Here is a 19,926-nt window from a genome sequence, read left to right as displayed (position 1 = left end):
GTTTTCCTTTCGAGCTTCACCGCCTCATAATACCAAGAACCGGCCGCTCGGCACGAGCACGGCCGGACCTTGACAGGAAGGCGGCGAGGACGGCCCTGGAGCCGTTGGACGGGACGGCAATTCGGAGGCGACCGGCGCGCGGGGGCGCGCCGCGACGCGAGCGGCGTGAGGCCGCCTGCCGCTCCGCGGAGACCCCCCGATCACGGCAGAGGATGGCGTTCGAGGGGGTGCGGCGCGAGCCGCTTTCGACGGCGCCGGACCGACTCCCTGAGGACGCTTGGACAACCCGGCGCGGGTTCACGCCCGCGCGCAATGGACTTTTCGGAGGAAACATCATGGCCGCAACCCGGCGCCCCGGTCGCAACCACCTCTTCATCCCGGGCCCCACCAACATCCCGGAGCGCGTCCTGCGCGCCATGCACGTGCCGTCGGAGGATCACCGGTCGCCGAGCTTCCCCGAGCTGGTGAAGCCACTGCTGCAGGACTCCAAGATGGTGTTCGGCTCGACCAACGGGACGGTCATCCTGTTCCCGTCCTCGGGCACCGGCATCTGGGAATCGGCCCTGTCCAACACCCTCTGCCGCGGCGACAAGGTGCTCACCGCCCGCTACGGCCAGTTCAGCCACCTCTGGGTCGACATGGCCCAGCGCCTCGGCCTCGACGTGATCGTCCAGGAGGAGGAGTGGGGCGCGGGCGCCGACCCGCAGAAGATCGAGGAGGCGCTGCGCGCCGACAAGGACCACGCCATCAAGGCCGTGATGGTCGTCCACAACGAGACCGCCACGGGCGTCACCAGCGACATCGGCGCGGTGCGCAAGGCGATCGACGCCGCCGGCCACCCGGCGCTGCTGTTCGTGGACGGCATCTCGTCGATCGGCTCGCTGCCGTTCAAGATGGACGAGTGGGGCGTCGACTGCGCCATCGCGGGCTCGCAGAAGGGCTTCATGCTCCCGGCCGGCCTCGGCCTGATCTGCATCAGCCCGAAGGCGCTCAAGATCGCCGAGGGCGGCACCGGCCGCAACGACCGGCTCGGCCACGCCTACTTCGCCTGGAAGGACCAGCTGGCCGCCAACGCCACCGGCTACTTCCCCTACACCCCCGTCCTGCCGCTGCTCTACGGCCTGCGCGAGGCGCTGGCGATCGTGAAGGAGGAGGGGCTGGAGAACGTCTACCACCGCCATCACGTGCTCGCCGAGGCGACCCGTCAGGCCGTGGCGGCCTGGGGCCTCAAGCCCTGCGCCAAGGAGCCCAAGTGGAACTCCGACACGGTCACGGCGATCGTGGTGCCGGAGGGTGCCGACGCCGCCAAGGTGATCACCCACGCCTACGAGCGCTACAACCTGTCGCTCGGTGCCGGCCTGTCGAAAGTCGCCGGCAAGGTGTTCCGCATCGGCCACCTCGGCGACCTGAACGAGCTGTCGCTGCTGGGCGCCATCGCGGGCGCCGAGATGGCCATGCTCGATTGCGGCATCAAGGTCACGCCGGGCTCGGGCGTCGCCGCCGCCTCCAGCTACCTGCGCGAGAATCCGCTGCATAAGGCGTGAACTGCGCACGCGATCGGGGCGGGACCGGGTTGCCGGGCCCGCCCCGACGCGCAAGTAAGAACAAGACTATCGAGGAAACCGCCCGTCGTTCGAGAGGGGTCCTATGACCAAGAAGATCGTGTTCCTGGATCGTGAGTCCCTCGATGCCAGGGTCCGACCGTTCAACTTCCCCCACGAATACGTCGAGCACGAGTCGACCTGGACGCCGGAAGAGATCGTCTCGCGGCTCCAGGGGGCGGAGATCGCGCTGATCAACAAGGTTCCGATGCGGGCCGAGACGCTGAAGCAGCTCCCCGACCTGAAGCTGATCGCGGTCGCCGCCACCGGCACCGACGTGGTCGACAAGGCCCAGGCCAAGGCCCAGGGGGTCACGGTCGTCAACATCCGCAACTACGCGTTCAACACCGTGCCGGAGCACGTGGTCGGGCTGATGTTCGCCCTGCGGCGGGCGATCGTGCCCTACGCCAACTCGGTGCGGCGCGGCGACTGGGCGAAGTCCAAGCAGTTCTGCTACTTCGATTACCCGATCTACGACATCGCCGGCTCGACCCTCGGCATCGTCGGCTACGGGGCGCTGGGCAAGTCGATCGCCAAGCGCGCCGAGGCGCTCGGCATGAAGGTCATCGCCTACGACGTGTTCCCGCAGGACGGGCTCGTGGATTTCGAGACGATCCTCACCCAGTCCGACGTGATCACGCTGCACGTGCCGCTGACCCCGGACACCAAGGGGATGATCGGCGCCGCCGAGCTCAAGAAGATGAAGAAGAGCGCCATCCTCATCAACACGGCCCGGGGCGGGCTGGTGGACGAGGCGGCCCTGCTCGAAGCGCTCAGGGACGGCACCATCGCGGGCGCCGGCTTCGACGTGGTGGCGCAGGAGCCGCCCAAGGACGGCAACATCCTGTGCGAGGCCGACCTGCCGAACCTGATCGTCACGCCGCACGTCGCCTGGGCGAGCAAGGAGGCGATGCAGATCCTGGCCGACCAACTCGTCGACAACGTCGAGGCGTTCGTGGCGGGCAAGCCGCAGAACGTGGTCGAGAGCTGAGGGCGGCGCGCAGCGCGCCATCATTCCGGGGCGCCGCGGGCGGGCTCGGAACCCAGTGTCGCCGACGGTGTCGGCAGAGAACCACCTGAGCGTCTCGATTCCGGGTCCCGCCTCGCGGACCCGGAATGACGGGGTGGAGTGTTCACGTCGATGATGCCCACCCTGGGCCGAGGTAGAGAATGACCAAGAAGCTGCTGTTCCTGTTCGACACCGATGCCGTGCCGAACGTGTTCGACACGGTCGTCGGCTACGACGGCGGCGCGGACCACATCACCGGCTACGGCGGCGTGAATCCCGACAATGTCGGCGCGCTCGTGGACGGCACGATCTACACCCGCGGCGGTTCCGAGAAGAAGTCGACGGCGATCTTCGTCGGCGGCGGCAGCATGGCGGCCGGCGAGGAACTGTTCACCGCCGTCAAGAAGCGCTTCTTCGGCCCGTTCCGGGTCTCGGTGATGCTCGATTCCAACGGCTCCAACACCACGGCCGCCGCGGGCGTCGCGCTGGTGGCCAAGGCCGCCGGCTCGCTCCAGGGCAAGAAGGCCGTCGTGCTGGCGGGCACCGGCCCGGTCGGCATGCGCTCGGCCGCCCTGCTCGCCGGCGAGGGCGCCGAGGTCACCATCGCGGGCCGCGCCCTCGACAAGACCCAGGCCGCCGCGGACCAGATCAACAAGCGCTTCAAGGTCAACGTGAAGGCCGCCGCGACCCCCGACGAGGCCTCCCGCGTCGCCCTGGTGAAGGGCACCAACCTCGTGTTCACGGCCGGCGCGATCGGCGTCGAGCTGCTGCCCGAATCCGCCTGGGCGCAGGAATCGTCCATCGAGTTCGTCGCCGACTACAACGCCCAGCCTCCGACGGGCATCGGCGGCATCGACGTGATGGACAAGGGCAAGGACCGCAACGGCAAGCAGGCCTTCGGCGCGCTCGGCATCGGCGGGCTGAAGCTCAAGCTCCACCGGGCCTGCGTCGGCCAGCTCTTCGAGAGCACCGACAAGGTGCTCGACGCCGAGGAGATCTACGCCCTCGCCAAGACGATGGCTTGAGGAGGCGCCGGTGACCGAGACGCATCGCCCCGAGAGCGACAGCATCGAGACGTTCCTGACGGAGCTGGCGAGCGCCGCCCCGACCCCCGGGGGCGGCGGCGCGGCGGCGATCTCCGGCGCCATGGGCGCGGCCCTGGTGTCGATGGTCTGCAACCTCACCATCGGCAAGAAGAAGTACGTCGAGGTCGAGGCCGAGCTGAAGGACGTCCTGGCCAAGTCCGAGGGCCTGCGGGTCGTGCTGACCGGCATGATCGGCGAGGACGTCCAGGCCTTCGACGCCGTGATGGGCGCTTACGGGATGCCCAAGAACACCGACGACGAGAAGTCGGCCCGCGCGGAGAGGATCCAGGCGGCGCTCAAGACCGCCTGCGACGTGCCGCTCGCCTGCTGCCGGGCCTGCCGCGCGGTGATCGACCTCGCGGCGATCACCGCCGACAAGGGCAATCTCAACGTCGTGTCGGACGCCGGCGTGGCGGTGCTCTCCGCCTATGCCGGCCTGCGCAGCGCGGCGCTCAACGTCTACGTCAACGCCAAGGGTCTCGAGGACCGCGACTTCGCCGACGAGCGGCTGAAGGAGCTCGAGGAGCTGCTCGGCGAGGCCGGTGCGCTGACCGAGAAGGTCTACGGGATCGTGAAGGCCAAGGTGAACTGAGAGGGACGCCCTCCGTCCCTGGCAGGGGGAGGGCGCGTGCCCGCTGCGGCGGCGCCAAGCTGGACAGCGTGTCCGGTTGATCCCGTCGACGCCGCCGTCTCCGCGAGCGAAGCGAAGCAATCCCGTCGGCGGTACGATCTCAGAAGTCGCGCTGCCCTGGGCCACTTCGGTGCGCTCGCGATGACGGAGCGGGCGCCTTCGAACGAAGCGTTCTGAAGAAAAGTCCGTCGGATCGACAATCGAGGCCGGGTGCATCATGCCCCGGCCTCGTTGTTTTTCTGTATGTTGCGTCGCAATATCGAATACGATCCGTGCTGCGGATGCGAAAAAGCCGTCGTCAAGCCCGAGATCAAAAAATTTGACGGGCGTAATCTTTCGACTCAACTAAAGTAGATGGCGTCAACGGCGGCAACGAACCGCGGAGGAGGCGCCGAATGGACGTCCACGAGTATCAGGCCAAGGAGCTGCTCGCGAGCTTCGGCGTGGCCGTCCCGAAAGGCGCGATCGCCTTCAGCCCGGACCAAGCGGTCTACGCGGCGACCGAACTCGGCGGCTCGTTCTGGGCCGTGAAGGCGCAGATCCACGCGGGCGCCCGCGGCAAGGCCGGCGGCATCAAGCTGTGCCGGACCTACAACGAGGTCCGCGACGCCGCCAAGGACCTCCTCGGCAAGCGCCTCGTCACGCACCAGACCGGGCCCGAGGGCAAGCCGGTGCAGCGCGTCTACGTCGAGACCGCGGACCCGTTCGAGCGCGAGCTCTACCTCGGCTACGTGCTGGACCGGAAGGCCGAGCGCGTCCGGGTCATCGCCAGCCAGCGCGGCGGCATGGACATCGAGGAGATCGCCGCCAAGGAGCCGGATTCGCTCATCCAGGTGGTGGTCGAGCCGGCGGTCGGCCTGCAGCAGTTCCAGGCGCGGGAGATCGCCTTCCAGCTCGGGCTGAACATCAAGCAGGTCTCGGCCGCGGTGAAGACGATCATGAACGCCTACCGGGCGTTCCGCGACTGCGACGGCACCATGCTGGAGATCAACCCGCTCGTCGTGACCAAGGACGACCGGGTGCTGGCGCTCGACGCCAAGATGAGCTTCGACGACAACGCCCTGTTCCGCCGGCCGGGCATCGCCGACATGCACGACCCGTCGCAGGGCGACCCCCGCGAGGCCCAGGCCGCCGAGCACAACCTCAGCTACATCGGCCTCGAGGGCGAGATCGGCTGCATCGTCAACGGCGCGGGGCTGGCCATGGCCACCATGGACATGATCAAGCACGCGGGCGGCGAGCCGGCGAACTTTTTGGATGTCGGCGGCGGTGCGTCCCCTGAGCGGGTGGCGACGGCCTTCCGGCTCGTGCTCTCCGACCGCAACGTGAAGGCGATCCTGGTCAACATCTTCGCCGGCATCAACCGCTGCGACTGGGTCGCCGAGGGCGTCGTCCAGGCCGCCCGCGAGGTGAAGATCGACGTGCCGCTGGTGGTCCGGCTCGCCGGCACGAACGTGGAGGCGGGCAAGAAGATCCTGGCCGAGAGCGGCCTGGATCTCATCACCGCCGACACCCTGGCGGAGGCGGCCAAGAAGGCGGTCGACGCCTGCGCCGCCGCCAAGACCCAGCACTGAGAGGGGAGACCGCGCCATGAGCATCCTCATCGACGAGACCACCCCGATCATCGTCCAGGGCATCACGGGCGACAAGGGCACCTTCCACGCCAAGGAGATGCTCGACTACGGCACGAACGTCGTCGGCGGCGTCACCCCGGGCAAGGGTGGGCGCACCCATCTCGGCCTGCCGGTGTTCAACACCGTCAAGGAAGCGGTGGCGGCGACCGGGGCCACGACCTCGATCACCTTCGTGGCGCCCCCCTTCGCGGCCGACGCGATCATGGAGGCGGCCGATGCCGGGCTGCGGCTGGTCTGCTCGATCACCGACGGGATCCCCGCCCAGGACATGATGCGGGTGAAGCGCTACCTCTACCGCTATCCCAAGGAGAAGCGGACGATGGTGGTCGGCCCGAACTGCGCCGGCATCATCTCGCCCGGCAAGGCCATGCTCGGCATCATGCCCGGCCACATCTACCTCCCGGGCAATGTCGGGGTGATCTCGCGCTCGGGCACGCTCGGCTACGAGGCGGCCTCCCAGCTCAAGGAGCTGGGGCTCGGGATCTCGACCTCGGTGGGCATCGGCGGCGACCCGATCAACGGCTCGTCCTTCCTCGACCACCTCGCCCTGTTCGAGACTGACCCGGACACCGACGCGGTGCTGATGATCGGCGAGATCGGCGGCCCGCAGGAGGCCGAGGCCTCGGCCTGGATCCGCGAGAACATGTCGAAGCCGGTGATCGGGTTCGTGGCCGGACTCACGGCTCCGAAGGGGCGCCGCATGGGGCACGCCGGCGCGATCATCTCGGCGGCCGGCGACAGCGCCGCCGAGAAGGCCGAGATCATGCGCTCGTACGGGCTGACCGTAGCGCCGGATCCGGGCTCGTTCGGCCAGACGGTGGCCGACGTGCTCGCCCGGGCGGCGTAGCCGCGCTGCACCCCTTCCCCCTCTGCGGGGGAGGGTGCCCCCGGATGCGCGGCGGGAGAGGGGCAGCGCGACGGTGCGGGCTTTCAGCTCCCGTCGCGACCTCTCCGGAAATGGCGCTCCCCTCTCCCGACCCCCGCTGACGCGGGGGCCACCCTCCCCCGCAGAGAGGGGAGGGGGCGCGTCGCGCCTCGTCCTTCAAGAAAGAGCGCCACGAGGTGGCCCCATGACCCGCACGCTTCACGCAACCCCCGGTCTCGTCGATGCCACGGCCTTCGCGCCGCCGGTGATCGTCGGCACGTCGTCGGAGCAGGCGCTGGACATCCTGTTCCAGGCGCTGCTCGACGTCGCCCGCCGGCACGACCCCGACCTCGAGGCGGTCCTGCACGGCACGGCCGACATCTCGCGCTTCTCGCCGCAGATGCTCGCACGCGCGCTGCAGGTTCAGGGCATCTGGTTCCAGCTGATCTCCATCGCCGAGCAGAACGCCGCGATGCGCCGCCGCCGGCACGTCGAGCGCACGGAGGGGCGGGCCGCGCTCAGCGGCTCGTTCGCGAAGGTCTTCGCTGACGCGCGCAAACAGGGGGTGCCGCCCGAGAAGATCCAGGCGCTGCTCACCGACCTGCGCATCCGCCCGACGCTGACCGCCCATCCCACTGAGGGCAAGCGCGTCACGGTGCTGGAGAAGTTCCGCCGGATCTACCTCGTGCTGCGCGAGCTGGAGATGCCGCGCTGGACCGATCGCGAGCGCAACGGGCTCATGAACGAGCTGCGCGACCAGATCGAGCTGGTCTGGATGACGGGCGAGCTGCACCTGGAGAAGGCGACCGTCGAGCGGGAGGTGGCCTGGGGCCTGCACTTCTTCGACGAGACCCTGTTCGAGATGCTGCCCGAGACCCTGGAGGCGCTGCACGAGGCGCTGGCCGAGACCTATCCGGGCACGGAGTTCAGGGTGCCGCCGTTCTTCCAGTTCGGCTCGTGGATCGGCGGCGACCGGGACGGCAACCCCTACGTCACCGCCGCGGTCACGCGGCAGACCCTGCACCGCAACGCGCTCGCCTCGCTCACCCGTTACCGCGACCGCGTGCGCGAGTTGGGCCGGACCCTGTCGCTCACCGAGCGCTCGCTGCCGCTGCCCGAGGGCTTCCGCGCGGAGCTCGACCGGCAGCTCGCCGAGAGCGGCCAAGCCCGCGCCATCACCCGGCGCAACCCGGGCGAGCCCTACCGACAGTACCTGTCCTGCGTCCTGCGCAAGATCGAGGCGACGGTCGCCCGCAACGAGGGCGAGCACCCGTCCGGTCCCGATTATGCCAGCGCGGACGGGCTGATCGAGGATCTGCGCACCCTGGAGCGCGGCCTGACCGAGGCCAAGTGCGGGGCGCTGGCGCGCGATCTCGTCCGCCCGGTGCGGCGGATGGTCGAGATCTTCCGGTTCTCGACGGTCCGTCTCGACCTGCGCGAGAACACCACCCGGACCACCGACACGCTCCACGCCCTCTGGCGCCAGCGCAACGGCGACGGCGAGCCGCCGGCCCTCGGCTCGGCCGCGTGGCGCCAGTGGCTCGACGCGGAGCTCGCCCGGCCGCGTGATCCCGAGCGGTCCTTCGAGGATCTGCCCGACGCCGCCCGCGAGACGCTCGCCACCTTCGCCCTCGTGGCCGAGATGCGCGAGGCCCTCGACCGCGAGGCGTTCGGCGCCTTCGTGCTGTCGATGACCCGCTCGGTGGAGGACGTGCTCGGCGCGTACCTGCTGGCCAAGGAGGCGGGGGTGTTCCTCGACGCCGCCGGCACGGAGATCTGCCCGCTGCCGATCGTGCCCCTGTTCGAGACCATCGACGACCTGCGCGCCGCCCCGGCGATCATGCGGGCGCTGCTCGGGACGCCGGTGGTGCGCCGCTCGACCCGCTGGCAGGGCGGGGTGCAGGAGGTGATGATCGGCTACTCCGACTCCAACAAGGACGGCGGCTTCGTCGCCGCCAACTGGGAGCTCTACAAGGCGCAGAGCAAGCTGACCCGCCTCGGCGAGGAGCTCGGCGTCGGGATCGCCTTCTTCCACGGGCGCGGCGGCTCGGTGAGCCGCGGGGGCGTGCCGACTCACCGGGGCATCATGGCCCAGCCGCCGGGCTCCATCCGCGGCCGGTTCCGCACCACCGAGCAGGGCGAGGTCGTCTCGTTCAAGTACGCCAACCGCGGCACCGCCGCCTACCAGATGGAACTGCTGGCGGCCTCGGTGTTCGAGCACGCGCTGGCGGGCGACGGCGAGCGGGCGGGGCCGGGCCACGACGACGCCCTGGAGGCATTGGCCGGCGCCTCGCGGGCGGCCTACGTCCAGCTGCTCCAGACCGACGGCCTCGTCGACTACTTCCAGGCGGCGAGCCCGCTGGACGAGATCGCGCTCCTCAACATCGGCTCCCGCCCGGCCCGCCGCTTCGGCGCGCGCGCGCTCTCGGACCTCCGGGCGATCCCCTGGGTGTTCGCGTGGTCGCAGAACCGGCACGTGATCACCGGCTGGTACGGGGTCGGATCGGGGCTCGCGAGCTTCATCGACGTGCGCGGTCGGGACGGCGAGGCGGCGCTCAAGCGGCTGTTCACCGAATCCCGCATCCTCCGCCTCGTCCTCGACGAGGTCGAGAAGACGCTGATGATGGTCGATCTCGACATCGCCCGCGCCTACGCGGGCCTCGTCCCGGACCCGGGAACCCGGGACCGGATCTTCTCGATGATCGAGGCCGAGTACGCGCTCACCCGCGAGATGGTGCTGCGGGTGAGCGGCGGCACGGAGCTGGCCGAGCGCTTCCCGCTGTTCCGGGACCGCCTGAAGGGCCGGCTCCCGACCATCAACCAAGTGAGCCGCGAGCAGGTCGAGCTGCTCGCCCGCTACCGCGCGGAGACCGACGAGGATCGGCGCGAGGCGGTGAAGTCGGCCCTGCTCCTGTCCATCAACTGCATCGCGGTCGGCTTCGGGGCGACCGGGTAGGCGAGGGCAGAACGTGCGCCCTCTCCCGCTCGGGAGGGGGAACCCGCGCTGCGGCCGGACGCCGGTGGAACCGGTCCATTCGCGCGTCCGCGCTCTGTCAGAGCGTCCGGCGCGCGCCATTTGCCGCCGGTGAACGGGATCGCATCCCGCAACGGCACCAGAACCGTCACCAGGAGAGAGAACCCAAGATGAGCTTCACCCTGATCCAGCAGGCCAAGCCGCGCCTGCACCGCTCCGAACTCGCCGTGCCCGGCTCGAACCCGACCTTCATGGAGAAGTCGGCTTCCTCGGCGGCGGACGTGATCTTCCTCGACCTCGAGGACGCGGTCGCCCCCGACGACAAGGAGAAGGCCCGCACCAACATCATCCAGGCGCTGAACGACCTGGATTGGGGCAACAAGACCATGATGATCCGCATCAACGGTCTCGACACCCACTACATGTACCGCGACGTGGTCGACATCGTCGAAGCCTGCCCGCGGCTCGACATGGTGCTGATCCCCAAGGTCGGCGTGCCGGCCGACGTCTACGCCATCGACGTGCTGGTCACGCAGATCGAGCAGGCCAAGAAGCGCGAGAAGCAGATCGGCTTCGAGGTGCTGATCGAGACGGCGCTCGGCATGGCCAACGTCGAGGCGATTGCCCAGTCCTCCAAGCGCCTGGAGGCGATGTCCTTCGGCGTCGCCGACTACGCCGCCTCGACCCGCGCCCGCTCAACCGTGATCGGCGGCGTGAACCCCGACTTCTCGGTGCTCACCGACAAGGACGAGTCCGGCAGCCGCCAGACCCACTGGCAGGACCCGTGGCTGTTCGCCCAGAACCGCATGCTGGTGGCCTGTCGCGCCTACGGTCTGCGTCCGATCGACGGACCGTTCGGCGACTTCTCGGATCCGGACGGCTACCGCTCGGCCGCCCGCCGCTGCGCCGCCCTCGGCTTCGAGGGCAAATGGGCGATCCACCCGAGCCAGATCGAGCTCGCCAACGAGGTGTTCACCCCCTCGGAGGCCGAGGTCACCAAGGCCCGCCGCATCCTCGAGGCCATGGAAGAGGCCGCCAAGGCCGGCCGCGGCGCCGTGTCCCTGGACGGTCGCCTCATCGACATCGCCTCGATCCGCATGGCCGAGGCGCTGATCGAGAAGGCGAACGCCATGAAGGGCTGAGGCCGCCCGCGGGCGCGCCGAGCTTCGACGCGCCCGAGGCCGGGGCTCTCTGGGAGGCGGACCGCGGTCACGTCCGCGATCCGCCCGACACGTTCGGTTGAGGGTGGAGAAGGCCCCGGAGCGGGCGCGTCCCTCACCTGTCCCTTCGGGCGAAGGGACCAACTCTGCGGCGCGGCGGCCGCGACGGCCCTAGAACGGCCGATCGTCCGGCAGCCGCGCCGCAGCCATCTCGTCCGGCGTCGGATCCCGGTGAACCACGATCCCGGTCGACCGATCCGCCGCGATCAGCCCGAGCCGGGCGAAGCCGTCGAGCCACCCATCCATCGGCCAGAGCCCGTGACGGTCGCGAAAGCGGGCCGCGTTGGCGACGATGTCGCGGAAATGCTGCAGCGGCGGGTCGTAGCCCGGATGGTGCTGGTGGTAGGCCCGGGGCCCGCCGAGGAACAGGATCGGCACGCCGGCCCGCTCGGCCCGGAAGGCGAGGTCGGTATCCTCCGCGCCGTAGCCCGAGAAGGTCTCGTCGAAGCCGCCGAGCCGGTCGTAGGTCGCGGCCCGCACCGCGAAGGCGAGGGACCAGAACAGGCCGGGCTGCGGCGCCGGGGCCACCGCACCGGCCGGCGGGAAGACCCGCACGGGGTGCGGCCGGCCGAGCCGCTCCAGATCCGCCGCGCGCCACCCGTCCGTGACCGCACCGGCCGGCAGATAGCCGATCTCGCAGCAGATCAGGCCGTCCCGCTCGGCCACCGCCCGCGACAGGCCGGCGACGAGCCCCGCCGAGGGGATGCAGTCCACGTCGAGGAAGATCAGCGTGTCGGCACCGGCCGCCCGGCGCCCGGCATTGCGCGCCGCGGCGAGCGGCAGGCCGGCATGCGGGAACGGCACGCGCTCCACCGGGAAGGGCAGGTCCGGATAGGGCGCCGCGTCGCCGCCGATCTCGACGACGACGCAGCGATCGGGCGGATCGCCGCGGCCCAGGCCTTCGAGCAGGCGGGTCAGGTGCGCGCGCCGGCCCTTGTTGAGGGTGATGACCGCGACGCTCACGGGGCTGCTCCGGCGCTCAGGACGTCGATCCGGTAATCGGCGGTCCGCACCTGCGCCCGGACTTGGGCGAAGGGCGCGGACAGCCGGATGAACGCCTCGGCGGCACCGTCGCCCGACAGCGGGTAGTCGGTCTCGCCCAGCCAGTGCACCAGCACGATGTCGCCGTCCGGCTCGATCGTCTCGCCGGCCCGGCGGACGAGCGCGGCGAAATCCGACGGCGCCAGGAAGTACAGGAACTCGGAAAGAACGATCAGGTCGAACCGTTCCGCGGGCCAGTCCGCAGGCATCGCGCCTTGCCGGACCTCGACATGGGGGCGATCCGCGCAGCGCGCCCGTGCGGCCTCCACGGCGGCCGGGACCAGATCGGTGGACAGGAGTCGATCGCAGCGCTCAGCCAGGGCGTGCGTGAAGACGCCGATGGAGCAGGCCGGCTCGAACCCGGCCCGGTAGCGCGCCCTCGGCAGCGCCGCCAGCGTCGCCGCGTACTTGTCGCGCTCGTAGGACGACGTGGTGAAGCGCCAGGGATCCGGGTCGCTGGCGTAGATGCCGAGGAAGTAATCCTCCGGGAGGGTCTGGGTCCGCCGGGTCATGCGGGCACGGCGACGAAGCGTTCGTAGGGGCCGCAGAGCCGGTCGATCATGGCGGGCTCGAGACGGAAGCCCTCGGGATCGTCCGCGATCAGGTTCGTGGTCTGCGATTCGTGGGCCGCGACGGCGCGGGCCTTGGTTTCGCGATAGGCGGAGACGTCGAGGCGCAGGCCGGCCGGGCTCGGCCCGACCTCGGTCTCGGGCGGCAGGGTCCAGCCCCAGACGGGGTACTCGTAGACCCGCACGCCCGGCATCCGCGGCCGGGCGAGGGCGACGATCGCGGCGGCCGCCTTGTGATCGCAGTGGGGATCGTGACGCCACGTGACGAAGACCGCGCCGGCCCCGATCGCCGCGGCCGCGCTGGCCACCGCGGACGCGGCCGCCTCGGCCTCCGGCCCGTCGCTCGGGACGTGCGCGTCCGGCAGGCGCAGGAAGGTGACGGCGTCGGGCCCGAGGCCGAGGACGGCCACGGCCCGCCGGGTTTCCGCCTCGCGCAGGGCGCGCAGCTTCTCCGGTGGGTAGAGGCGGGAATGCGTGTGCGAGCCGCAGCCGTCGCTGACCACGACGAGGTGCACGGGCCGTCCCGACGCCCGGGCGGCGGCGATCAGCCCGCCGCATCCGAGGCTCTCGTCGTCGGGATGGGGCGCGACGACCACGAGCCCCCGGCTCCCCAGGAGGGCGTCGAGGCTCGCCACGGGCAGCGCGTCGGCGGCGGCCAGGAAGGCGTCGGCGCGCATCAGTGGCCTCCGATCCGGTCGGGGGCCGAGGGAGAGCGCTGGTCGCACCGCGACGGACTGCAGACGGGATCGATCACGGGACGCTCCAGGGACGGTGCGCGGGTTCGGGCGTCCCCGGTTCTCGGGTGCGGCGCATGAACGCGCCATGAGCGGCGCGTTCGGGAAGGCCGGCGGGTGTTAGCGGTCGTTCTCGGTCGTCAGATCGTCGGCGCGGGTGCCCTCGTCGACGCCCCGGCCGGCAGCGAGGTGGACGCCGGGCGTCGGCGCGTCGCTGAACACCGCCCCGGCCGCGCCGAGAGCGCTGCGCAGGGCCTCGACCTGCCCGCTGGGCGCATCGCTGTAGCCGCCCTCGAAGTCGCGCACGAATCGCTCGTCCAGGCCGACCTTGCCGGCGAGATCGGCCTCCGACCAGCCGAGCAGCCCGCGGGCCGCCCGCGACTGCGCCGGGGTCATGGCGAGCGCCCGGCTCCCGCTCTGCGCCCCCTCGTCCGATCCTGCCAAGGTCATCCTCCTGCTTCGCGATCATCAACAACGATTGCGGTCCCGGATCGTTTCCGGGCGGTCTTCGGCCGAGCGCGACCATAATTGTGCTGAAATCCTGTCGCATCCGCCAGGGCGCAAGGATTCGGAGCGGCCTCGCGAGGGGCCGGACCGCGCGGCCGGCGCGGCGCTTCCGGACCGGGGTGACCTGCGCGCGGCGCGCGCGACATGGGGACTGGACGATGAGAGGGGTGCTGATCGCGAGCTTGGCCTGTGCCGTGCTGGCCATGGACCTGTCCGCGGCGACGCAGGCGCAGGCGCAGATGGGCGGCTCGCCCACGGGCTTCGGCCGGGGCAACCGCCGGCCGGGCGGCGAGGAGGAGAAGAAGCCCCAGTACGTGCCGGGGACCAAGGCCAGCGAGAAGATGTTCCCGCTGGATTCGACCTGGACCGCCGTGAGCCTGAACGGCAAGCCGTTCACGGGCGGCGACCGGCCGAGCTTCATCATCGACAAGCAGTACCGCGCCCGCGGCTACGGCGGCTGCAACACCTTCGCGGCCACCGCGTTCCCGCTCAAGGAGCAGCACATCGCCGTCGGCCCGCTCGCGCTGACCAAGAAGAGCTGCGACAAGGGCCTCGCGGCCACCGAGCAGGCCTTCTTCATCGCCCTGCGCACCTCGGCGGTGTGGGACATGGTCGGCTCGCAGCTGGTGCTCAAGAGCCCGAACGGCGAGCTGAAGTTCGACCGGGCCCTTTAAGGTCCGGTTCACCACGCCGGACGAAGGCGGCCGCCGATTCAGACGCCCTTGAGAGGCGTCGAGGCTCACTCCTCGCGGATCGAGGAGGCCACGGATGCCAGTCGGGATCGGGATCGGACGCGGGGACTCCCTGCGTCCCGCGGTGACGCGGACCTCGCGCTTCTCGGGGCCCGAGGGGTTCCACCCCGGCGCCCTCTGGCTCGCCACGGCGGTCCCCGTCGCGGCGACGCTTCTCCTGCTCGTCCGGCTCGCCGCCTGAGGCGGATACCGCTCCGCGCGGGCCGCCCGTCACCGGGAGCCGGTCGTGTCCCGCGACTGGCCGGTTCCAGAGGGGCGACGCGGTTCCGGCGCCGTCTCCGACCGCAGCATGACCGGCGGGAACAGGGCGGCCAGACCTGCGGCCACGCCGTACAGGACGGGATCGGCGTTCGGGCCCGCTTCGGGCGGACGCAGATCGCTCGTCAGCCCCGTGCGCCTGCGGGCATCGCGCGCGTTCGCGAGCATCTGTCCGCGTCCCCTTGTTCACCTGTTCGCGAACGATCAATGCCGCGTTCCGCGTTTCGTTGCCGCGGACGCGGAATTTCGCCCGGGGAGCGGTCGCGGCGGGATCTCAGCCGCGGCGCCGGAGGACCGTCAGGGGCCGGCCCTCGGACAGCGGGCAGGCGGCCGGGACGACCTCGACGATCGACGCGCTCGGGCAGCGCGCCCGGCAGCCCTGGGCCGCCGCGATCTGGTCGCCGCCACAGGCATCGGCGAAGCAGAAGGTCCCGAGATCCTCGCAGGTCGCCCGGAACCGCCCGAGCGGTCCGGCCTCCCGCAGATCCGCGGCCCTGGCCCCCTGTGTCAGCAGGAGCGCCGTCAGACCGATCAGGGCCGGGAGCCGTGCCATCTCTGTTTCCCATCCGGGTCGCGACCGCTTGCGGAGCCAGCCTAGCATTGGCAGCCTGGGCGCGCCGTACCATTCCCGCGACAGGCGCTGCGCGTCATCCGTCGCGATCCCGGCCGCGCCGCGCGGTCGGGACGACCACTCCCTCCGAAAGGCCGCCATGCCGCTCTACGCCCTCGACGATCACGTCCCCGACCTCGCCGACCCTGACCGGGTCTGGATCGCGCCCGACGCGCAGGTGGTCGGCCGCGTGCATCTCGGCCTCGATGTCGGGATCTGGTTCGGCGCGGCCCTGCGCGGCGACAACGAGCCGATCCGCATCGGCGACCGCACCAACGTCCAGGAAGGCGTGATCATGCACGTCGATCCCGGCTTTCCCCTCGACATCGGGACCGACGTCACGATCGGGCACGGCGCGATCGTGCACGGCTGCACCATCGGGGACGGCAGCCTCGTCGGCATGGGGGCGACGGTTTTGAACGGGGCCCGGATCGGCCGCGGCTGCCTCGTCGGCGCCAACGCGCTGGTCACCGAGGGCAAGGAATTCCCGGATCACAGCCTGATCGTCGGGGCGCCGGCGAAGGCCGTGCGCACCCTCGACGAGGCCGCGATCGAGGGCCTGCGGCAGGCCGCCCAGCGCTACGTGGAGAATGCCCGGCGCTACCGGGCGGGCCTGCGCCGCATCGACGGCTGACGGGTACGGGCCGCTCCCCGGGCGGGAGCGGCCGGGCCGCCCTTACTTCTTGGCCTTGCCGCGCTCGATCGCCTCCTCGATCAGCCGGTGGGCCTCTTCCTTGTCGCCCCAGCGGACGAACTTGACCCACTTGCCGGGCTCCAGGTCCTTGTAGTGCTCGAAGAAGTGCTGGATCTGCTGGATCGTGATCTCGGGCAGGTCGGTGTAGTTCTCGACGCGGTCGTAGCGCTTGGTCAGGTGGCGCGAGGGCACCGCGATGATCTTCTCGTCCTCGCCGCCCTCGTCCTGCATCACCATGACGCCCACGGGACGCGCGCTGATGATCGCGCCCGGCAGCACGGCGCGGGTGTTGGCCACCAGCACGTCGCAGGGATCGCCGTCGCCCGACAGGGTGTGGGGGATGAAGCCGTAATTCCCGGGGTAGAACATCGGGGTGTACAGGAACCGGTCGACGACCAGCGCGCCGGATTCCTTGTCCATCTCGTACTTGATCGGCTCGCCGCCGAGCGGCACCTCGACGATCACGTTGACGTCGTGCGGCGGCTTCTTGCCGAGCGGGATGGCGTCGATCTTCATGGCGTGTCGCTTCCGGAATGCGGTCTCGTCCGCTTCCCGGCTCTCTTAGAGGCGCGGCTTGGCAAAGCAAATCAGTCGATGGTGCGGCCCGGCAACGAGCGCTGGAAAACGTTAGCCGAAGAGATAGCCGACCTTGGGGAGCGGGAGGCCCGCCACCCGGTCCAGCACCCGCGGACCGGCGACGCCGCCGAGCCCCTCGTAGAAGGCGCTGGCGCGGGCGTTGTCCTCCAAGCTCCACACGCCGAGCCGCGTGAGGCCGTGATCCGCGAGGTCGTTGCGCACCGCCCGGAACAGGCGCCGGCCCAGGCCGACGCCCTGGTACTCCGGAAGCAGGTAGAGCTCGTCGATCTCGGCCTCGGTCCCGAGCGACCGGCTGCGCGTCCGCCCGTAGGCCGCGTAGCCGACGACGAGTTCGCCCGTCTCGACCACCGCGATCGGCCGCCCGCGGCGCAGGGCGCCCCGCCACCACGCCCGGTCCCGGGTGGCGATCAGCCGCTCCAGGGCGACGCCGGGGATGATGCCGCGATAGGCCTCGCGCCAGGACGCATCGAACACCTTGGACAAGCCGCCGAGATCGGCCTCGCGGGCCCGGCGGATGCTCGTGGTGCGCGTGCTCATGGGCTTCGGGCCTCCGATCGTCCGACCGGCGGATAACTCGCGCGGCCCGCGCAGGTTCGGTGCCGATCCGGGCGGAGTGAAGGCAAGAATGGCGCCGGATCGCGCCGGCTCCGGGGCGTTGCCCGCCCGCCGGTCACCTGCCGGCCGGCGAATTGCGGGGTGGGCGGGTGGCTGGTAGAGCCCGGGCTCGTTCCCTCGGCAGCACGGCCTTGTTCAACCGCTTCCTCAAGCCCGAGACGCGCTACGCGCGGCGCATGGCCCGGATCGCCCGCTTCGAGCGGCCGATCGCCGGCCCCGGCGACCGGCTGATGGCCTGGGCCAACATGCTGCTGATGGACCACGGGGTCTTCCGCCTCGCCTACCTCAATCGGCACCGGGTCGGGTCCGGCGCCCTCTGGCGCTCGGCCCAGCCCGGTCCCCACCAGCTCGCCCGCTTCCGGGCCGAGGGGGTGCGGACGATCATCTCCCTGCGCGGCGGGCGCGAGCACGGGTCCTGGCCGCTCCAGCGCGAGGCCTGCGAGCGCCACGGGCTCAAGCTCGTCGAGTTCGTGCTCCGCTCGCGGGAGGCGCCCGACCGGGCCACCATCCTCGGCGCGAAGGCGTTCTTCGCCGGCATCGAGTACCCGGCCGTGATGCACTGCAAGTCCGGCGCCGACCGGGCCGGCCTCGCCTCGGCCCTGTACCTGATCCTGCACGAGGGCCGCCCGGTGGCCGAGGCCGCGCGGCAGCTCTCCGCCCGCTACGGCCATCTCCGCTTCGCCAAGACCGGCATCCTCGACGCGTTCTTCGCCCGGTACCGCGCCGAGGGCGAGGCGAAGGGCCTCGACTTCCTGACCTGGGTCGAGACCGTCTACGATCCCGAGGCGCTCAAGCGCGACTTCCGGCCGGGCTTCTGGTCGGATCTGGCGGCCGACCGGGTGCTCCGGCGGGAGTGAGGGCTCACTCCGCCGCCGGCCGCGCCGCCTCCCGGAACGGGTGGGCCGGGTAGGTGCCGATCACCCGCAGCTCGCGCGAGAAGAAGCCGAGCTCGTCGAGCGCGCGGCTGAGGCCCGGATCCTCCGGGTGGCCGTCGACCTCGGCGTAGAACTGCGTGGCGGTGAACTCGCCGTCGACCATGTAGCTCTCGAGCTTCGACATGTTGACGCCGTTGGTCGCGAAGCCGCCGAGCGCCTTGTAGAGGGCGGCCGGGATGTTGCGGACGCGGAACACGAAGCTCGTCACGCAGGGCTCGGTGCCCTGGGCGACCGGCACGGGCTCGGGGGAGAAGACCACGAACCGGGTGGTGTTGTGCGCCTCGTCCTCGACGTCGCGCTCCAGGATGTCGAGGCCGTAGACCTCGGCGGCGAGCGCGGGCGCCAGGGCCGCCCGGCTCGGGTCGCCGATCTCGGCGATCTCGCGGGCCGCCCCGGCGGTGTCGCCGGCGACCACGGCCTTCAGGCCCATCCGCCGGATGATCCGGCGGCACTGGCCCAGCGCGTGGACGTGGCTGTGGACGCTCCTCAGCGACTCGCGCTTCGTGCCCGGCAGGACCATCAGCTGGAAGTGGATCGGCAGGAAGTGCTCGGCCACGATGTGCAGCGGCGAGATCGGGATCAGGTGGTGGATGTCGGCGACCCGGCCCGCGATCGAGTTCTCGATCGGGATCATCGCCCGCTGGGCGCGCCCCTCCGTCACCGCCGCGAAGGCGTCCTCGAAGGTCGGGCAGGGGAGGGGTGTCCAGTCCGGGTAGGCCTCCGCGCAGATGATGTGCGAGTTGGCCCCGGGCTCACCCTGGTAGGCGATGGTGCGATCGGTCATGGCGGCGCGGATTCGTTCGGCGTGTCAGTTCAGGCGCCGGCCCTGCAGCAGGGCGCGGGCCCGTTCCAGGTCGGCGGGGGTGTCGACGCCGAGCGGCAGGTCGTCGACGATGGCGGCATCGATGCGCATGCCGGCCTCGAGGGCCCGCAGCTGCTCCAGCTTCTCCCGCACCTCCAGCTCGCCGGGCGGCAGGGCCACGAATCGGCTCAGCGCCGTGCGCCGGTAGGCGTACAGGCCGATATGGTGCCAGAGGGGCCCGTCGCCCCAGGGCGCGCGGGCGCGGGTGAAGTAGAGGGCGCGCAGTCGCCCGGGACCGACCGCGTGGCCGACGAGCTTGACCACGTTGGGGTTGTCGGCCTCGTGCGGATCGGTGATCGGCGCGCACAGGGTGACGATGTCGACGGTGCGGTCGGCGAGCGGCACGATAGCGGCGCCGATGATCGCCGGGTCGATGGTCGGCAGGTCGCCCTGCACGTTGACGACCACGTCGTGGCGCCCCTCCGGATCGACGATCTCCAGCGCCTCGGCGAGCCGGTCGGATCCCGACGGATGGTCGGCCCGGGTCATCACCGCGAGGCCGCCCGCGGCCTCGACCGTGCGGGCGATCTCCGCCGTGTCTGTGGCGACCACCACGGGGCCGATGCCGGCCTCCACGGCCCGGCGCCAGACATGGACGATCATGGCCTCGCCGGCGATGTCGGCCAGCGGCTTGTTCGGCAGGCGGGTCGCGGCGAGGCGCGCCGGGATCAGGACCAGGGGATCGGACATCGAGATTCGGATCCGGATGCGCGGGTCGAGCGGCCGCGGCGGG

Annotated in this window: 22 protein-coding genes; 12 read left to right on the top strand and 10 right to left on the bottom strand. The window is 71.1% G+C overall.

Features of this window, described 5'->3' with window-relative positions; genetic code table 11:
• The first annotated feature begins 335 nt into the window (after window positions 1–335).
• The 8 genes from BKE41_RS19425 (at window position 336) to BKE41_RS19390 (ending at window position 10,941) form a co-directional block, all read left to right on the top strand.
• Entirely contained in the window at window positions 336–1,544 is a 1,209-nt protein-coding gene (locus BKE41_RS19425) for an aminotransferase class V-fold PLP-dependent enzyme (protein WP_012320605.1), read from the top strand.
• A 103-nt stretch (window positions 1,545–1,647) separates the two neighbouring features.
• Window positions 1,648–2,592, top strand: coding sequence for a D-2-hydroxyacid dehydrogenase (locus BKE41_RS19420; protein ID WP_012320604.1), 945 nt, complete (start codon window positions 1,648–1,650; stop codon window positions 2,590–2,592).
• A gap of 179 nt (window positions 2,593–2,771) precedes the next feature.
• The gene (locus tag BKE41_RS19415; RefSeq protein ID WP_012320603.1) at window positions 2,772–3,635 is read left to right on the top strand and encodes an NADP-dependent methylenetetrahydromethanopterin/methylenetetrahydrofolate dehydrogenase; all 864 of its coding nucleotides are present in this window, start codon (window positions 2,772–2,774) and stop codon (window positions 3,633–3,635) included.
• A 10-nt stretch (window positions 3,636–3,645) separates the two neighbouring features.
• Entirely contained in the window at window positions 3,646–4,287 is a 642-nt protein-coding gene (gene fchA, locus BKE41_RS19410) for a methenyltetrahydrofolate cyclohydrolase (RefSeq protein ID WP_070999994.1), read from the top strand.
• 434 nt (window positions 4,288–4,721) lie between these two features.
• Window positions 4,722–5,900 carry a malate--CoA ligase subunit beta gene (locus BKE41_RS19405; RefSeq protein ID WP_012320601.1) on the top strand — a complete coding sequence of 393 codons (1,179 nt, stop codon included), beginning with the start codon at window positions 4,722–4,724 and terminating at the stop codon, window positions 5,898–5,900.
• Window positions 5,901–5,916: 16 nt separating this feature from the next.
• The gene (gene sucD / locus BKE41_RS19400; protein WP_010687110.1) at window positions 5,917–6,807 is read left to right on the top strand and encodes a succinate--CoA ligase subunit alpha; all 891 of its coding nucleotides are present in this window, start codon (window positions 5,917–5,919) and stop codon (window positions 6,805–6,807) included.
• 223 nt (window positions 6,808–7,030) lie between these two features.
• Entirely contained in the window at window positions 7,031–9,781 is a 2,751-nt protein-coding gene (locus BKE41_RS19395) for a phosphoenolpyruvate carboxylase (RefSeq protein WP_070999993.1), read from the top strand.
• 188 nt (window positions 9,782–9,969) lie between these two features.
• Window positions 9,970–10,941: a CoA ester lyase gene (locus BKE41_RS19390; RefSeq protein WP_012320599.1), complete on the top strand. Its 972-nt coding sequence runs from the start codon at window positions 9,970–9,972 to the stop codon at window positions 10,939–10,941.
• A 189-nt stretch (window positions 10,942–11,130) separates the two neighbouring features.
• Here the strand turns inward: BKE41_RS19390 and BKE41_RS19385 are convergent, their stop codons facing one another.
• The 4 genes from BKE41_RS19385 to BKE41_RS19370 all read right to left on the bottom strand — a co-directional run bounded on the left by BKE41_RS19385 (window position 11,131) and on the right by BKE41_RS19370 (window position 13,807).
• Window positions 11,131–11,982: a galactosyltransferase-related protein gene (locus BKE41_RS19385; protein ID WP_012320598.1), complete on the bottom strand. Its 852-nt coding sequence runs from the start codon at window positions 11,980–11,982 to the stop codon at window positions 11,131–11,133.
• The gene (locus BKE41_RS19380) at window positions 11,979–12,572 is read right to left on the bottom strand and encodes an SAM-dependent methyltransferase (RefSeq protein ID WP_029359844.1); all 594 of its coding nucleotides are present in this window, start codon (window positions 12,570–12,572) and stop codon (window positions 11,979–11,981) included. The genes BKE41_RS19385 and BKE41_RS19380 overlap by 4 nt, the downstream gene beginning before the upstream one ends.
• Window positions 12,569–13,306: a PIG-L family deacetylase gene (locus BKE41_RS19375; RefSeq protein ID WP_012320596.1), complete on the bottom strand. Its 738-nt coding sequence runs from the start codon at window positions 13,304–13,306 to the stop codon at window positions 12,569–12,571. The genes BKE41_RS19380 and BKE41_RS19375 overlap by 4 nt, the downstream gene beginning before the upstream one ends.
• A 177-nt stretch (window positions 13,307–13,483) precedes the next feature.
• Window positions 13,484–13,807, bottom strand: coding sequence for an XRE family transcriptional regulator (locus BKE41_RS19370; protein ID WP_024829187.1), 324 nt, complete (start codon window positions 13,805–13,807; stop codon window positions 13,484–13,486).
• A 221-nt stretch (window positions 13,808–14,028) separates the two neighbouring features.
• Here BKE41_RS19370 and BKE41_RS19365 point away from each other — a divergent pair, with 221 nt between their 5' ends.
• Window positions 14,029–14,544, top strand: coding sequence for an META domain-containing protein (locus BKE41_RS19365; RefSeq protein ID WP_012320594.1), 516 nt, complete (start codon window positions 14,029–14,031; stop codon window positions 14,542–14,544).
• A 94-nt stretch (window positions 14,545–14,638) separates the two neighbouring features.
• Window positions 14,639–14,803, top strand: a complete 165-nt coding sequence (locus BKE41_RS31700) for a hypothetical protein (protein ID WP_165851008.1) — start codon at window positions 14,639–14,641, stop codon at window positions 14,801–14,803.
• A gap of 29 nt (window positions 14,804–14,832) precedes the next feature.
• Here BKE41_RS31700 and BKE41_RS19360 read toward each other — a convergent pair whose 3' ends face one another.
• Both BKE41_RS19360 and BKE41_RS19355 read right to left on the bottom strand, forming a co-directional pair.
• Window positions 14,833–15,048, bottom strand: coding sequence for a hypothetical protein (locus BKE41_RS19360; RefSeq protein ID WP_029359845.1), 216 nt, complete (start codon window positions 15,046–15,048; stop codon window positions 14,833–14,835).
• A gap of 106 nt (window positions 15,049–15,154) precedes the next feature.
• Window positions 15,155–15,433: a hypothetical protein gene (locus tag BKE41_RS19355; protein ID WP_012320591.1), complete on the bottom strand. Its 279-nt coding sequence runs from the start codon at window positions 15,431–15,433 to the stop codon at window positions 15,155–15,157.
• A gap of 157 nt (window positions 15,434–15,590) precedes the next feature.
• Between BKE41_RS19355 and BKE41_RS19350 the strand changes: the two genes are divergently transcribed.
• On the top strand, window positions 15,591–16,124 hold the full coding sequence (locus tag BKE41_RS19350; protein WP_024829190.1) for a gamma carbonic anhydrase family protein: 534 nt from the start codon (window positions 15,591–15,593) through the stop codon (window positions 16,122–16,124).
• 42 nt (window positions 16,125–16,166) lie between these two features.
• Here the strand turns inward: BKE41_RS19350 and ppa are convergent, their stop codons facing one another.
• Window positions 16,167–16,700: an inorganic diphosphatase gene (gene ppa, locus BKE41_RS19345; protein ID WP_012320589.1), complete on the bottom strand. Its 534-nt coding sequence runs from the start codon at window positions 16,698–16,700 to the stop codon at window positions 16,167–16,169.
• A gap of 111 nt (window positions 16,701–16,811) precedes the next feature.
• Entirely contained in the window at window positions 16,812–17,318 is a 507-nt protein-coding gene (locus BKE41_RS19340; protein ID WP_012320588.1) for an N-acetyltransferase, read from the bottom strand.
• 209 nt (window positions 17,319–17,527) lie between these two features.
• Between BKE41_RS19340 and BKE41_RS19335 the strand changes: the two genes are divergently transcribed.
• Complete coding sequence (locus BKE41_RS19335) at window positions 17,528–18,253, top strand: tyrosine-protein phosphatase (protein WP_012320587.1); 726 nt, start codon at window positions 17,528–17,530, stop codon at window positions 18,251–18,253.
• A gap of 4 nt (window positions 18,254–18,257) precedes the next feature.
• Here BKE41_RS19335 and BKE41_RS19330 read toward each other — a convergent pair whose 3' ends face one another.
• Together BKE41_RS19330 and BKE41_RS19325 are read right to left on the bottom strand one after the other, a co-directional pair.
• Window positions 18,258–19,115, bottom strand: coding sequence for a prephenate dehydratase (locus tag BKE41_RS19330; protein ID WP_012320586.1), 858 nt, complete (start codon window positions 19,113–19,115; stop codon window positions 18,258–18,260).
• A 24-nt stretch (window positions 19,116–19,139) separates the two neighbouring features.
• The gene (locus BKE41_RS19325) at window positions 19,140–19,883 is read right to left on the bottom strand and encodes a 3-deoxy-manno-octulosonate cytidylyltransferase (RefSeq protein WP_012320585.1); all 744 of its coding nucleotides are present in this window, start codon (window positions 19,881–19,883) and stop codon (window positions 19,140–19,142) included.
• Between the last annotated feature and the right edge of the window lie 43 nt (window positions 19,884–19,926).

The organism is Methylobacterium sp. C1, from assembly GCF_001854385.1.
GTDB classification, from domain to species: Bacteria; Pseudomonadota; Alphaproteobacteria; order Rhizobiales; family Beijerinckiaceae; genus Methylobacterium; species Methylobacterium radiotolerans.
This window is presented reverse-complemented; position numbering and strand designations above follow the sequence as displayed.